The organism is Rhodococcus rhodochrous, assembly GCF_900187265.1.
GTDB lineage: Bacteria > Actinomycetota > Actinomycetes > Mycobacteriales > Mycobacteriaceae > Rhodococcus > Rhodococcus rhodochrous.
The window spans coordinates 3,954,740-3,967,515 of record NZ_LT906450.1 but is presented as its reverse complement, the minus strand read 5'-3'; the positions used below and the strand labels follow the sequence as shown (position 1 = coordinate 3,967,515).

Annotated in this window: 19 protein-coding genes; 8 read left to right on the top strand and 11 right to left on the bottom strand. The window is 69.5% G+C overall.

Annotated features, from left to right (window positions below; genetic code table 11):
* The first annotated feature begins 16 nt into the window (after positions 1-16).
* Positions 17-982 carry a MinD/ParA family ATP-binding protein gene (locus tag CKW34_RS18125; RefSeq protein WP_095092045.1) on the top strand — a complete coding sequence of 322 codons (966 nt, stop codon included), beginning with the start codon at positions 17-19 and terminating at the stop codon, positions 980-982.
* A gap of 50 nt (positions 983-1,032) precedes the next feature.
* Here CKW34_RS18125 and CKW34_RS18120 read toward each other — a convergent pair whose 3' ends face one another.
* Together CKW34_RS18120 and CKW34_RS18115 are read right to left on the bottom strand one after the other, a co-directional pair.
* Positions 1,033-1,233, bottom strand: a complete 201-nt coding sequence (locus tag CKW34_RS18120) for a hypothetical protein (protein ID WP_059383418.1) — start codon at positions 1,231-1,233, stop codon at positions 1,033-1,035.
* A 190-nt stretch (positions 1,234-1,423) separates the two neighbouring features.
* The gene (locus tag CKW34_RS18115; RefSeq protein ID WP_006552323.1) at positions 1,424-1,633 is read right to left on the bottom strand and encodes a BldC family transcriptional regulator; all 210 of its coding nucleotides are present in this window, start codon (positions 1,631-1,633) and stop codon (positions 1,424-1,426) included.
* A 208-nt stretch (positions 1,634-1,841) separates the two neighbouring features.
* Here CKW34_RS18115 and CKW34_RS18110 point away from each other — a divergent pair, with 208 nt between their 5' ends.
* The 4 genes from CKW34_RS18110 (at position 1,842) to CKW34_RS18095 (ending at position 4,196) form a co-directional block, all read left to right on the top strand.
* Positions 1,842-2,216, top strand: coding sequence for a DUF4229 domain-containing protein (locus CKW34_RS18110; RefSeq protein WP_059383332.1), 375 nt, complete (start codon positions 1,842-1,844; stop codon positions 2,214-2,216).
* Positions 2,213-3,310: an L-cysteine desulfhydrase Cds1 gene (gene cds1 / locus CKW34_RS18105; RefSeq protein WP_059383331.1), complete on the top strand. Its 1,098-nt coding sequence runs from the start codon at positions 2,213-2,215 to the stop codon at positions 3,308-3,310. Before CKW34_RS18110 ends, cds1 begins: the two co-directional genes overlap by 4 nt.
* Positions 3,311-3,411: 101 nt before the next feature.
* The gene (locus tag CKW34_RS18100; RefSeq protein ID WP_016694332.1) at positions 3,412-3,627 is read left to right on the top strand and encodes a helix-turn-helix domain-containing protein; all 216 of its coding nucleotides are present in this window, start codon (positions 3,412-3,414) and stop codon (positions 3,625-3,627) included.
* Positions 3,628-3,632: 5 nt separating this feature from the next.
* Positions 3,633-4,196, top strand: a complete 564-nt coding sequence (locus CKW34_RS18095) for a Clp protease N-terminal domain-containing protein (protein WP_059383417.1) — start codon at positions 3,633-3,635, stop codon at positions 4,194-4,196.
* Between the two features lie 12 nt (positions 4,197-4,208).
* Here CKW34_RS18095 and CKW34_RS18090 read toward each other — a convergent pair whose 3' ends face one another.
* Positions 4,209-5,195, bottom strand: a complete 987-nt coding sequence (locus CKW34_RS18090) for a hypothetical protein (protein WP_059383330.1) — start codon at positions 5,193-5,195, stop codon at positions 4,209-4,211.
* 111 nt (positions 5,196-5,306) lie between these two features.
* On the opposite strand from CKW34_RS18090, the gene CKW34_RS18085 reads away from it, so the two are divergent.
* The gene (locus CKW34_RS18085) at positions 5,307-5,696 is read left to right on the top strand and encodes a phage holin family protein (protein WP_059383329.1); all 390 of its coding nucleotides are present in this window, start codon (positions 5,307-5,309) and stop codon (positions 5,694-5,696) included.
* A 41-nt stretch (positions 5,697-5,737) separates the two neighbouring features.
* Here CKW34_RS18085 and CKW34_RS18080 read toward each other — a convergent pair whose 3' ends face one another.
* The 7 genes from CKW34_RS18080 to CKW34_RS18050 form a co-directional block, all read right to left on the bottom strand.
* Entirely contained in the window at positions 5,738-6,607 is an 870-nt protein-coding gene (locus CKW34_RS18080) for a 1,4-dihydroxy-2-naphthoate polyprenyltransferase (RefSeq protein ID WP_059383328.1), read from the bottom strand.
* A 47-nt stretch (positions 6,608-6,654) separates the two neighbouring features.
* Positions 6,655-7,824 carry an o-succinylbenzoate--CoA ligase gene (menE, locus tag CKW34_RS18075; RefSeq protein WP_059383327.1) on the bottom strand — a complete coding sequence of 390 codons (1,170 nt, stop codon included), beginning with the start codon at positions 7,822-7,824 and terminating at the stop codon, positions 6,655-6,657.
* Entirely contained in the window at positions 7,797-8,096 is a 300-nt protein-coding gene (locus CKW34_RS18070) for a DUF3349 domain-containing protein (RefSeq protein WP_006552314.1), read from the bottom strand. The genes menE and CKW34_RS18070 overlap by 28 nt, the downstream gene beginning before the upstream one ends.
* A 12-nt stretch (positions 8,097-8,108) precedes the next feature.
* Positions 8,109-8,369: a hypothetical protein gene (locus CKW34_RS18065; RefSeq protein ID WP_016694326.1), complete on the bottom strand. Its 261-nt coding sequence runs from the start codon at positions 8,367-8,369 to the stop codon at positions 8,109-8,111.
* Complete coding sequence (locus tag CKW34_RS18060) at positions 8,366-9,547, bottom strand: inorganic phosphate transporter (RefSeq protein WP_016694325.1); 1,182 nt, start codon at positions 9,545-9,547, stop codon at positions 8,366-8,368. The genes CKW34_RS18065 and CKW34_RS18060 overlap by 4 nt, the downstream gene beginning before the upstream one ends.
* A gap of 193 nt (positions 9,548-9,740) precedes the next feature.
* Positions 9,741-10,124: a VOC family protein gene (locus CKW34_RS18055; protein ID WP_059383326.1), complete on the bottom strand. Its 384-nt coding sequence runs from the start codon at positions 10,122-10,124 to the stop codon at positions 9,741-9,743.
* Positions 10,125-10,126: 2 nt separating this feature from the next.
* Entirely contained in the window at positions 10,127-10,573 is a 447-nt protein-coding gene (locus CKW34_RS18050) for a hypothetical protein (protein WP_059383416.1), read from the bottom strand.
* Positions 10,574-10,758: 185 nt separating this feature from the next.
* Here CKW34_RS18050 and CKW34_RS18045 point away from each other — a divergent pair, with 185 nt between their 5' ends.
* On the top strand, positions 10,759-11,055 hold the full coding sequence (locus CKW34_RS18045) for a DUF4193 domain-containing protein (RefSeq protein WP_016694322.1): 297 nt from the start codon (positions 10,759-10,761) through the stop codon (positions 11,053-11,055).
* A gap of 87 nt (positions 11,056-11,142) precedes the next feature.
* Here the strand turns inward: CKW34_RS18045 and CKW34_RS18040 are convergent, their stop codons facing one another.
* Positions 11,143-12,036, bottom strand: coding sequence for a 1,4-dihydroxy-2-naphthoyl-CoA synthase (locus CKW34_RS18040; RefSeq protein ID WP_059383325.1), 894 nt, complete (start codon positions 12,034-12,036; stop codon positions 11,143-11,145).
* A gap of 64 nt (positions 12,037-12,100) precedes the next feature.
* Here CKW34_RS18040 and CKW34_RS18035 point away from each other — a divergent pair, with 64 nt between their 5' ends.
* Positions 12,101-12,733 carry a PaaI family thioesterase gene (locus CKW34_RS18035; protein ID WP_059383324.1) on the top strand — a complete coding sequence of 211 codons (633 nt, stop codon included), beginning with the start codon at positions 12,101-12,103 and terminating at the stop codon, positions 12,731-12,733.
* The last annotated feature ends 43 nt before the right edge of the window (positions 12,734-12,776 follow it).

The following is a 12,776-nucleotide window of genomic DNA, read 5'->3' as shown; positions in this document are numbered from 1 at the left end:
ACGGGGGGAGAACGCGGTGGATGGGGCCGGCAACGGTACGTCGGGGCTCGACGGACACGCACTGGACGCGACGGCGCTGGACTCGTCGTTACTGGTACGCCCGGTCGCTGCGCCGCCGCGGGAGGGCTGGCGGCAAGTGGTCTACCGCGCGACCGGGGGGCGCGTCCGCATCGGGGAGAGCTCCCGGCACCAGCGCAGGGACGAATCGGTCGAGCGGGTGCGTGCACCGTTGCGCGAATGCCACCGGATCGCCCTGCTGAGCCTCAAGGGCGGGGTGGGAAAGACCACCACCACGGTCACGCTCGGCTCGACCTTCGCGGAGTTGCGGGGCGATCGGATCGTCGCGGTCGACGCGAATCCGGACCGCGGGACATTGAGTCAGAAGGTGGCCGAACAGACGCCGGCCACCGTGCGCACGCTGCTGCGCGATCACGCGCTGCTCGAGACGTACGCGGACGTGCGCGCCTACACCTCGCAGAACACGCATCGTCTCGAGGTGCTCGCCTCGGACGCCGATCCGGCGGTCTCGGAGGCCTTCAGCGCCGACGACTACGAGCGGACGCTCGGGCTGCTCGAGCGGTTCTACAGCATCGTGCTCACGGATTGCGGGACCGGGCTCATGCACTCCGCGATGAGCGCGATCCTCGAGAACGCCGACACGCTGGTCGTCGTCAGTTCGGGATCGGTGGACGGCGCCCGCAGCGCGTCGGCCACGCTCGACTGGCTCGACGCGCACGGCTATCGCGACCTGGTCGAGCGGTCGGTGGCCGTCGTCAACGCGGTGCGGCCGAGGTCGGGCAAGGTCGATCTCGACCTCATGGTGCGGCACTTCGAACAGCGGTGCCGCGCGGTCCACGTCCTACCCTTCGACCCCCACCTCGAAGAAGGAGCGGAGATCGATCCGGACCGGTTGCAGTCGGGTACGCGGCGCGCCCTGCTCGGGCTCGCCGCGGATATCGCCGACGGTTTCACCGCACGGTGACAGGCTCGCAGCTCCGCCACGGTGACAGGCTCACCGCACACCGCGAACGGTCAGTCGCCCCGGTCCTGATCGGACTCGCCGGTGCCGTCGCCACTCCGGCGGCGGTGCACCTCACGATCGACCTTCCACAGGAAGTCGGGATCGTCGTCCGGACCCATCACGCGGGTGGGCGGACGAGACGTGGGACCGTACGCCTTCCACAGCAGGACGGCGAGTGTCACCGCACCGATGAGTGCCAACAGATAGAGCACGTTGCACCTCCTGACCGTGGCGGTGCCGGACGAGGACGTGCCCTCGCCGTACACCTCCGGGCCGCGGCGACCGCAGACCGGTTTGTCCACATTCTAGGTGTGCGGAACCCGGTCCGGCACGTGGGTTCCGCGGGTGGTCGGCCGGGGTCCGGCAGGTGCACGCCGGAGGTGCGGATTCTCGTGTCTCGGATCAGCGCGTCGCTTCGGTCGTGAGGGAGCGGAGAAGCGCCAGGACCTCGGACTCACGGAAGCGGCGATGGCCGCCGGGGGTCCGCAGTGAGCCCAATCGGCCGGCGTGGGCCCACCGGGTGACGGTCTTGGGATCCACATGGAACAGTGCTGCCACCTGGCCCGGGGTCAGCAGGGATTCCTTCGCGCCGTTGAAAGTGGGTGCGCTCATTGCGAATGTCCTCCCGGTTGTCGTGATCGTGTTGTTCGACGCGATCGAGTTGTTCGATCGGGATGTCCAAGCCCATGGTGGCACCGATACCCCTGGTTGCTCGAACGGTCTACGGTTGGTAAAGCGGAAGTAATAGACAAAACGGACGGATGTCCGACTTCCGGAAATCGTCGCGGAGCTCGTGGTCCGGGCGGCCGGTTAACCTGGAGTGGTGAACGACGAACGCCGGAACGAACCCTCGAATACCCCCTCCCAGCGCACTCCACACTCTCGTGACGAGAGCGCAACCGGCAGGGCGGGGACCGGGTCCCTGATCCGGGACGTCGCGTTGTACTCCGCGGCACGACTCGCCCTCGTGGTCGCGCTCACACTGCTCATTCTCTACGTTCCGCGTGCATTCGGGGTGGAAATCCCCCTCCTCGTCGCGGCCCTGTTCGCTGTGCTCATCGCGCTGCCCGTCTCGCTCGTGCTCTTCGCGTCGCTGCGGCGTCGCGTGAACGAGGGCATCGCCGCGGTCGACGAGCGCCGGCGTACCGAGCGCGCCGACCTCGAGAAGCGCATGCGCGGCGAGAACGGGCGGTGACGGCGACCGGCGCGGTCGTCGACCGCAGCGCACCCCGCGACTGGGTCGACGACGCGGTCCGGCTCATCGAGGCCGACGCCCAGCGCAGCGCCGACACCCACCTGCTCCGCTACCCGCTCCCGGCGGACCGGGGCATCGACCTGTACTTGAAGGACGAGTCGACGCACATCACGGGCAGCCTCAAGCACCGCCTCGCGCGCTCGCTGTTCCTCTACGCCCTGTGCAACGGCTGGATCCGTGAGGGAACCCCGGTCATCGAGGCGTCCTCGGGTTCCACCGCGGTGAGCGAGGCGTACTTCGCGCGGCTGCTCGGTCTCGACTTCGTGGCCGTCGTGCCGCGCCGCACCTCACCGGCGAAGGTCGCGCTCATCGAGGCCCAGGGCGGCCGGTGCCACTACATCGACCGCCCGCCGGAGATCTACACCGAGGCGCAGCGGCTCGCCGACGAACTCGGCGGCTGCTTCATGGACCAGTTCACGAACGCCGAGCGGGTCACCGACTGGCGGGGCAACAACAACATCGCCGAGAGCATCTACTCGCAGATGCGTCTCGAGCGTCATCCCGTACCGGAGTGGATCGTCGTCGGTGCCGGGACCGGTGGCACGAGCGCCACCCTCGGCCGCTACATCCGCTATCGCCGTCACCGGACGCGGCTGGCCGTCGTCGACCCGGAGAACTCGGCGTTCTTCGGCGGGTTCGAGACGGGCTCGGCCGACTACACCACCGGCATGCCCTCGCGTATCGAGGGAATCGGACGTCCGCGCGTCGAGCCGTCCTTCGTTCCCGAGGTCGTCGACCGGATGGTGCGGGTGCCCGACGCGGCGTCCATCGCCGCCATGCGGCACGCGAGCACCGCGCTCGGACGACGGGTGGGCGGCTCGACCGGCACGAACCTCTGGGGAGCTTTCGGTCTGATCGCCGAGATGCTCGAAGAAGGCCGTGAGGGCAGCGTCGTGACGTTGCTGTGCGACGGCGGCGAGCGTTACGCCGACACCTATTTCTCCGACGAGTGGGTCGCTGCCGAGGGGATGGACCTGACCGGCCCGCTCGAGGTGCTGGAAAAGTTCGCGACCAGCGGTCGGTGGCCTCGGTGACCAGCGGTCAGTGGCCTCGGTAGAGCCTCCACCACCTGCGCGGATCACGTCTTCTGTCAATTTTCGTTGACGCGCTCTCATTGTCAACCTATATTGACAACATGAGTGAAGCCACCACCCTCGCCGCTGCCGCCGCGAGCTCCGATCCCGCAGTGGGCCTGCGCGCCGTGCGTGCCCTGCGCCGCCTGCTGGAACGGCTCGAGGAGGTCCAGGTCGCGAATGCCCGTGAGCGGGGTTGGTCCTGGCAGGCCATCGCCGACGAACTCGGCGTCAGCCGCCAGGCGGTCCATCAGAAGCACAACCGGAAGCGCAGGTGATCGACATGTTCGAACGATTCGCCGACAGTGCCAGATCCGTCGTCGTCGCAGCGCAACAGGAGGCGATCCGGGTGCACGATCCCCGGATCGAGGCGTCGCACCTGCTCATCGGTGTCGCCGTCGCCGCGGAGGAACCGCTGCGGGTCCTGCTCGCGGAAGAAGGTCTCACGGTCGACGGGCTCCGCTCCGATCGGGCCGCCCGCACCGCCGACTCCCCGCTCGGCGACGAGGACGCCGCAGCACTCGAAGCGATCGGGATCGACCTCGACGAGGTCCGGAGCCGTCTCGAAGCGGCCTTCGGCAAGGGGGTGCTCGACGGGAAGGGCACCGACCGGCGGGCCGGCGCGAACCGGCTCGGTCACATCCCGTTCGACCGGGCGGCCAAGAAGTCGCTCGAACTCGCGCTGCGGGAGGCGATCGCACGCCGCGAACGCGTCATTCGCCCCGAACACATCCTGCTCGGACTGCTGCGCAGCGACGATCCGGCGACCGTCGCCGTCGTGGAAGCGCACGTGCCGCGCGCGCAGCTCCGTCAGCGACTGAACGGCCACCTCGACGCCGCCGCCTGATCCTTCGGGCGGTTACCGGGTCGGCTGGGCGGGAGCGACGGCGAGCGGACGCCCGGCGACGAGCGGGACGACCGTCGCCGCGACGAGCAGCAGCGTGCCGACCGCGATCGTCGCGAACGGCCACCACTGACGATCCGACGTCGCCGTGACCTCCGCGGCCTGCGTGTCCGGGGCGACCGGCGCGGTGCGCGGCAGCGCTTCGGTGGCCGACCGGACGTTGTCGGCGATCCCGCCGACGACATCGGCCACCGGCCCGACACCGTCGACGAGCTGTCCGGTGCCGTCCGTCAGGGCCCGGCCCCCGTCGTCGAGGAGGACGAGGCCGTCGCGGAGCTGTCGCGAGCCGTCGGCCGCCTGCGCCATGCCCGCGACGAACTGCGCGTTCGGATCGGTGAGTTCGTAGGCGAGCTGCCGTGCGCCGTCGCGCAACTGCCCGAGCTGGTCGAGGGTGTCCGGCCCGAGGCCTTGCGTGTCGAGGGTCTCGACGAGTCCGCGCAGTTGGCCGGCCGCGCCCTGCGAGACCGGATCCGCGGACGCACCGAGCGTGTCGGCGACGGCCGTGAGGCGCGCCGTGACGTCGCCCTGCATCTCCCCGAAACCGGAGAGCCGGTCGACCACCTCGTCGACGCCACCGCTCACCTGGCGGGCGCCGTCGCCGAGCATGTCGACACCGCCGTCGAGCTGCCCGAGGCCGTCGGCGAGCTGCTCGCCACCGTCGCGAGCCTGCCGGAGGCCGTCGGAGAGTTGACGGGCACCGTCGTCGAGCTGGGTGCTGCCCTCCGTCAGCTGCCCGACCCCGCCGTCGAGCACCGACAGCGGCAGTCCGGCCCGCTGCAGGTTGCTCCGCGCCTCGTCGACGCCGTCCGCCGAGGGACTCGGCTCTTCCACGACGGTCGCGACCGTCGTCTCGGGGCGATCGAGCCAGGCGAAGACCGCACCGGTGCCCACGAGGAGCAGTCCGGTCACAGTGAGAAGCAGGGGGAGAAGACGTGAACGCACGCCGGCCGACGCTACCGTCCGTCACTGAGAGGCCGCTGAGGGGGAGGGGCGGCCCCGGATGCGTCCGATTTGCCCGTTACGAGACCGGGTTCCGTGTGCCACAGTGGCACCATGATTTCTCTGATACTGCGGTTGATTATCAACGCGGTCGGTCTGTGGCTCGCGGTCGAGCTGGTCGACGGGATCGACTTCACCGATCCCGCGGGCACCTCCGACACGACCCGCGCGGTCATCACGCTCGTCGTCCTGGCCGCCATCTTCACCGTCGTCAACGCACTCGTGAAGCCGCTGGTGAAGCTGCTGTCGCTGCCGCTGGTGATCCTCACCCTCGGGCTGTTCCTGCTCGTCGTCAACGCGCTGATGCTCATGCTCACCGCGTGGCTGAGCGGCTTCACCGAGTACGGCCTCACGATCGACGGCTTCTGGGCGGCACTGTGGGGCGGCGTCATCATCGCGATCGTCAACTTCGTCCTCGGACTGATCGTCCCGGACCGCGACTGATCCGCCCGTCCGCGACCGATTCCGCCGCGCCCGCGTCCTGGTCAGCCGAAGGCCAGCGCGGGCGCGGTGGCCACCGCCCACACGAGCATCGCGACACCCGAATCGCTCAACGCCGGGATCAGCGCGAGACCGAGGGCACCGGCCCGCACCGGCTTGTGCGCGCGGATCGCGAACGGCGCGGCGAGGAAGCCGGCGAGCGCCCACGGCGTCGCCGCGACCAGCACGAGCGACATCACGAACGGCACCACGATCAGCACCAGGTGGAGCGTGCGGGTCCTCGGATCACCCAGCTTGACCGCCAGGGTCCTCTTACCGGTCTCCGCATCGGTCGCGATGTCGCGGAGGTTGTTCGTCACCAGCACGGCCGTCGAGAGCGAGCCGACGGCGACCGCGCACGCCAGACCCACCCCGTCGACGCGACCGGCCTGCACGAACTGCGTGCCGAGCACCGCGACGAGCCCGAAGAAGACGAAGACTCCGATCTCTCCGAATCCGCTGTATCCGTACGGGTTCTTCCCGCCGGTGTAATACCAGGCCCCGGCGATGCAGACCGCGCCGACGAGCACGAGCCACCAGGCGGTCGTGACGGCGAGAGCGAGTCCCGCGACGGCCGCGATCCCGAAGCACACGAACGCGGCGCGCTTGACGGCGCCGGGGCTCGCCGCGCCCGAACCCACCAGCCGCATCGGCCCGACCCGCTCATCGTCGGTGCCGCGGATGCCGTCGGAGTAGTCGTTGGCGAAGTTCACGCCGATGATCAATCCGAGCGCGACGACCAGTGCCAGCAGCGCCTTCCACCACACGACCTCACCGAGCCACGCCGCAGCGCCCGTACCTGCCAGGACGGGTGCTATCGCATTGGGGAGGGTGCGCGGACGAGCGCCTTCGAGCCATTGACCAGCCGTTGCCATGGATCGATCTTCGCACCCGGGTCCGCTTGCCGCGTCGTGCGCACCCGTCAGGAGAAGCGCGCGACGAGGGCGCGGCGATCCACCTTGCCCGGCCCACGCAGCGGTAGTGCGTCGACGAGCTGCAGCTCACGCGGCGCAGCAGTGGGATCGAGCGTGGCCTCGACGTGGTCGCGGAGTTCGGCGAGCGTCGGCGTGGCGCCGGGGACGGGCACGACGACAGCCGCGACGCGCTGACCGAGCCGGGTGTCGGGCAGACCCACCACCGCGACCTCCCGGACGGCCGGGTGCTCGACGAGCACGGCCTCGACCACCTGGGGGACCACGGTGAGTCCGCCGGTCGAGATGGCCTCGTCGAGCCGCCCCAGGATGCGCAGGACCCCGTCGTCGAGCGTGCCCGCGTCGTCGGTGCGGAACCAGCCGGGTTCGGCGAAGGCGGGATGATCGGGCAGGTTCCGGTAACCCGAGGCGAGCGTGGCGCCGCCGAGCCACACCCGCGATTCGCCGTCGACGCGCACGTGCACACCGTCGAGCGGCACGCCGTCGTAGACGCAGCCGCCGCAGGTCTCGCTCATGCCGTAGGTGCGGACGACCGTGATACCGGCCGCGCGGGCGCGTTCGAGGACCGGCACGGGAGTCGCGGCCCCACCGAGCAGGATCGCATCGAGGCGGGCGAGCGCCGCGGTGGCGTCGGGATGGTCGAGGGCCTTGATCAGCTGGGTGGGAACCATCGAGCTGTACCGACGGGGGCCTGCCATGGCGTCCACCGCCGCGGGCAGACCCGCGGGATCGAAACCGGCGGACACGTCGACGACGACGGGTTCGGTTCCGGAGAGCAGGCTGCGCAGCAGTACCTGCATGCCCGCGATGTGGTGGGCGGGCAGGGCCAGGAGCCACGAGCCCGTTCCGCCCAGCCGGGCGTGGGTGGCGTCGCCGCTCGCGCGCAGCGCCTGTGCGGAGAGCAGGGCGCCCTTCGGGATCCCGGTCGTGCCGGAGGTCGCGACCACCAGTCCGACGCCGTCCGCGACGGGGTCACCGGGGCTCAGCGCGTCGGTGAGGCGGAGCGTCTCCCGCTCGTCCCCGGCGGGTACGGGGAGCAGCGCCGGCCCGTCACCGTCGAGCATGCGCTGCAGGGCGGGCAGCACGGAACGGACGGCGGGCCCGGCAGGGACGGGAAGAAGCTCGAGTGTGGTCACAGATCGTATTGTGTCGTGTCCCATCCGCCCGCTTCGAGCTGGCGGCGGACCCGGTCCACATCGTCGGGCGACGGCATGTTGTTGGTGATCTTGCTGATGAGGACCGCGATGTCGATGCGGTTGATCGAGAGGTCACCGTCCTCGACCAGGGTGTCGGCGACCTGGGCGACCTCCTCGTCGGACAGGCGCCGCGCGAGCAGTGCGAACAGGGGTACGTAGTCCTGTTCCGGCACCCCTTCGGGGTAACCGGCGCGGAGCCACTCGACGATGGAAGCGAGAAACGGCGGGAGGGCCACCCGTCACTCCGATCAGAAGATGTCGATGCCGAATGTTCCGGCGAGGAAATCGGACGCCAGCAGGAGAATGCCCGCCAGGATCGCGCAGGCCACCACAGCGAAGCACAGCACCGCGGCGGTCCGTGCCGCCGGATTGGGTGTGCCGTCGCTGCCGCGACCGGTGTCGAGCGCGCGGACCCCCAGCGCGAACAGGGAGGGCAGGCCGGCGCCGAGCAGCAGGCCCACGAGAACGACCTGCCACAGGGAGTCGAGGGTGTGCGTCAGCAGGTTCACGAGCGTCCTTCCCCGGTGACCGTTTCGGAGGCACCCGGCGCCGGGGCGAGCTTGTCGTCCCAGTCGGCGGTGACGTTGGAGGCGTCGACGGGCTGCCGGCGCGAGCGCAGCCACATGAACACGGCCAGGGCGCACAGGATCGCGAACACGACGAGCACGCCGGGCATGCCGCCGATGAGGTGGGCGAGCCCCCAGCAGATCGCTCCGACGACCGCGGCGCACGGCAGGGTGATGACCCACGCGACGACCATCCGTCGCGCCACCGACCAGCGCACCTCGGCGCCCTTGGTGCCCAGACCCGTGCCGAGGATCGAGCCCGTGGCGACGTGCGTGGTCGACAGCGGCAGACCGAAATGGCTCGAGGTGAGGATGATGGCGGCCGACGACGACTCGGCGGCCAGGCCCTGCGGCGGGGCGATCTCGACGAGACCCTTGCCCAGCGTGCGGATGATGCGCCAGCCGCCGAGATAGGTGCCGAGTGCGATCGCGACGGCACAGGCGACCTTCACCCAGAACGGCATGTCCGTGTCGGCGGTGATGGTGCCGTGGGCGACGAGGGCCAGGAAGATCACGCCCATCGTCTTCTGCGCGTCGTTGGTGCCGTGCGCGAGGGACATCAGGGACGCCGTGCCGATCTGTCCCAGCCGGAAGCCGCGGTCGCGGTGTTCGTTGGAGACGGAGCGGGTCAGGCGGTGCATCGACCAGATGCCCACCGTGGACACCAGCGCCGCGATGACGGGCGCGAGCACGGCGGGGATCAGGACCTTGCCCAGCACTCCGTCCCACACCACGCCCTGGACACCGATCGACGCCAGTGCAGCGCCGACGAGACCGCCGAACAGGGCGTGCGACGAGCTGGACGGCAGGCCGAACAGCCAGGTCGAGATGTTCCAGAGGATCGCTCCGACCAGACCGGCGAAGACGATGAGCAACAGATCGGTACCGCCGACGGTGTCGAGGTCGACGACACCCTTCGCGACGGTCGCGGCGACTTCCACGGACAGGAAGGCGCCGACGAGGTTGAGGGTCGCGGACAAAGTGACCGCGGTTTTGGGTTTGAGGGCGCCGGTGGCGATGGATGTCGCCATGGCATTGCCGGTGTCGTGGAAGCCGTTGGTGAAATCGAATGCGAGGGCAGTGACGACCACCACCAGGAGCACGACGAACTCTGCGGTCACGTCTGTCGATTGTGGGGTAGCGGGCACGTGAATGTACAGCGACGGGGGTGTGAATTCTGCGTCTCGGCGTCACGCCCGACCGGTTCTTTCGGACTCCGACCATGAGCGGAGTGCAGAGCAGACCGCGCGGCTTGTGTGCAAGATCACCGGCGCCGCGCGACTGTCTGCGGTCGTGCCCGGGTACCTCCGTTCGTCAGCGGAGGTCGCGGCGCAACGGATGGTCCTCGGGGATCTGCACCAGGACGATCGGAATCCCGTCGGGATCGGCGATCCACAGCTCGTGCAGTCCCCACGGCTCCTGCTTCGCACCCCGGACGATGCGTACACCCTTCAGTGCCAGCTCGGCCTCGGCGTCGTAGACGTCGCGCACCTGGAGCCACAGGGCGCCGTGGAACACCTCGTCGCTGTCGTCGGACCGGCCGTGGGCGGCGATCTCGATGAGCGACTGCCCCGCGAAGAAGACGGTTCCGCCGGGATACTCGCGGGCGATCGCCAGTCCCAGCGTCGAGCCGTAGAACTCGACGGCGGCCTCCTGATCGCGCGGCCGGAGGATGGTGCGGCTGCTGAGGATCTCCACCGTCACTGCTCCTCGGCCGGGCGGGCCTCGTGATGGCGGCGGCCGTGTGTGCGCCGCGATTCCTTCATCTCTGCTTCGAACAGATGGCGCCGGCCCTGCACGAGTTCGTCGCGCACCTGCTTCTCGAAGGTGCGGAAGTCCGACCAGTAGCCGTCGTCGAACTCCTCGACGAGCTGGAAGGTCCAGCGACCCTCGGCGATGTTGCGTCCGATGATCTCGGTGCCGAGACGCTCGGCGATCTCGTCGTGCCCGGCCTCGCGGAACAGCTCCTCGGCGTCGCCGGTGAGCAGATCGGCGCGGCCCATCAGCTGGTGGAAGGCATAGAGATGGCCCCGCGCCTGCTCGACGGTCTCGAGGGCCTCGGACAGTTTGCCGGTCGCTTTCACAGTGGCGTCGGAGACGCCTTCCGGGCGGGTGTGGGCGGTTCGCGGACTCTGGCGATCGGTCATGTCCCACAGTGTGCCCGAGAGCACACAGTTCGAACGTAACTGGACATATGTGTTTGACGAAGCTTCGGGTGGGACATTACTGACGGCAACGGTGCCCATGACAGCGCCGGCCTGCCACAGCGGGTCCGACGCAGCCGTAACCCGCGACTGCGCGGCACCGCCGACAACGAGTGAGGAGAACTGCCATGGCGACCGACTACGACGCTCCCCGCACCACCGACATCCTGGGCGGCGGTGGCACTGCCCTGGACGAGCTGGACATCAAGCCCACCGCGGCCGCCGACACCGACGAGGGCGAGATCCTCGAGACCCTCGACCTGCCCGGCGCCGACCTCTCGGCACTGTCGGCGGAGGAGCTCTCGGTCCAGGTCCTGCCGAAGCAGTCGGACGAGTTCACCTGCATGGGCTGCTTCCTCGTCCAGCACCACAGCCGCCGCGCGACGGGCGACGGCGAGCAGGCCTTCTGCCGCGACTGCGTCTGACCTTCCGTCCGACGACCCCTCCTTGCGCGGCGAACCGGGCCTTGCACCTGCTGTAGCAGGGGCGAAGCCCGGTTCGTCGCGTCAGGATCAGTAGTAGTGGGGGTACGGCGACCAGTCGGGATCGCGCTTCTCCAGGAAGGCGTCGCGACCCTCGATCGCTTCGTCGGTCATGTAGGCCAGGCGGGTGGCCTCGCCCGCGAACAACTGCTGGCCGACGAGACCGTCGTCCTGCAGGTTGAAGGCGTACTTGAGCATGCGCTGCGCCTGCGGCGACTTGCCGTTGATCTTCTGCGCCCACTCCAGCGCGACGTTCTCGAGCTCGTCGTGGTCGACGACCTTGTTGACCGCACCCATGTGGTGCATTTCCTCGGCCGTGTACGTGTCGCCGAGGAAGAAGATCTCCCGCGCGAACTTCTGGCCGACCATCTTGGCGAGGTAGGCGCTGCCGTAGCCGCCGTCGAAGCTGCCCACGTCGGCGTCGGTCTGCTTGAAGCGGGCGTGCTCGCGGGAGGCGAGCGTCAGGTCGCACGTGACGTGCAGGCTGTGCCCACCACCGGCGGCCCAGCCGTTGACCAGGGCGATGACGACCTTCGGCATGAACCGGATCAGTCGCTGGACCTCGAGGATGTGGAGTCGGCCGGCGCGGGCCTTGTCGACGGTGTCGGCCGTCTCGCCGCTGGCGTACTGGTAACCGCTGCGGCCACGGATCCGCTGGTCGCCGCCGGAGCAGAACGCCCATCCGCCGTCTTTCGGGCTCGGGCCGTTGCCCGTGAGCAGCACGACGCCGACGTCGGAGGTGGTCCGGGCGTGGTCGAGCGTGCGGTAGAGCTCGTCGACGGTGTGCGGACGGAAGGCGTTGCGCACCTCGGGACGATCGAACGCGACGCGGACCGTGCCCTGCGTGACGTGTCGGTGATAGGTGATGTCGGTGAGGTTCTCGAACCCGGGTACCGGGCGCCACAATTCTGGATCGAAGGTCACCTCGTCACCATAAAGGGCCGGGCATCGCGACGACGTGCGCTGTCGCCCGATAACGTGCACAACCATGAGTGAGCAGACCGATCCCCGCGACGACTACGAACACCACGGGGGATTCCCGGTCTACGAACCGGTGAAGGCGGGGCCGAACTACGGTCGCTTCGTCGAGACCTTCCGGCGTCTGCAGGATCTGATGGTCTCCACGAATCCGCCGGACGAGGTCGTCGACCGCGCGATCGAGCAGACCGAGGCCCTGATCGACCTGCTCGCCGAGCACGCCGTACCCGAGGGCGGCTCGCCCGCCGGATTCAACATCGACCTGCCCGGACGCGGCAGCGCGCTGCTGCTGCCGTGGACGATCGAGAAGTTCGGGCCGGACGGTGTCCGGGAACGCGGTGTCTTCCGCCGCTACCACCTCGGGGGCAACGGAGCCGCGCACGGCGGCACACTGCCACTGCTGTTCGACGACCTGTTCGGCATGGTCATCCACGCCAACGGACGGCCGATCGCCCGCACCGCCTATCTCCACGTCAACTACCGCAGGATCACCCCGATCGAGACCGAACTCGTCGTCGACGGCTGGGTCGACCGCGTCGACGGTCGTAAGGCCTTCTGCAAGGCCGAACTGCGTGACGTCGACGGCAATCTCCTCGCCGACTGCGAGGCGCTGATGGTCCAGTTGCTGCCGGGCCAGCCGTGACCTCCCTGCCCTTCCCGTCCTCGCCGCCCCTCCCGTCCGCGGA

Bases quoted from the DNA above. Each gene is read 5' to 3' on its own strand.
- CKW34_RS18115 (WP_006552323.1), bottom strand. From the start codon at position 1,633: ATGAGCGCACCCACTTTCAACGGCGCGAAGGAATCCCTGCTGACCCCG.
- CKW34_RS18100 (WP_016694332.1), top strand. From the start codon at position 3,412: ATGAGTGAAGCCACCACCCTCGCCGCTGCCGCCGCGAGCTCCGATCCC.
- CKW34_RS18095 (WP_059383417.1), top strand. From the start codon at position 3,633: ATGTTCGAACGATTCGCCGACAGTGCCAGATCCGTCGTCGTCGCAGCG.
- CKW34_RS18085 (WP_059383329.1), top strand. From the start codon at position 5,307: ATGATTTCTCTGATACTGCGGTTGATTATCAACGCGGTCGGTCTGTGG.
- CKW34_RS18080 (WP_059383328.1), bottom strand. From the start codon at position 6,607: ATGGCAACGGCTGGTCAATGGCTCGAAGGCGCTCGTCCGCGCACCCTC.
- menE (WP_059383327.1), bottom strand. From the start codon at position 7,824: ATGGGACACGACACAATACGATCTGTGACCACACTCGAGCTTCTTCCC.
- CKW34_RS18050 (WP_059383416.1), bottom strand. From the start codon at position 10,573: ATGACCGATCGCCAGAGTCCGCGAACCGCCCACACCCGCCCGGAAGGC.
- CKW34_RS18045 (WP_016694322.1), top strand. From the start codon at position 10,759: ATGGCGACCGACTACGACGCTCCCCGCACCACCGACATCCTGGGCGGC.
- CKW34_RS18035 (WP_059383324.1), top strand. From the start codon at position 12,101: ATGAGTGAGCAGACCGATCCCCGCGACGACTACGAACACCACGGGGGA.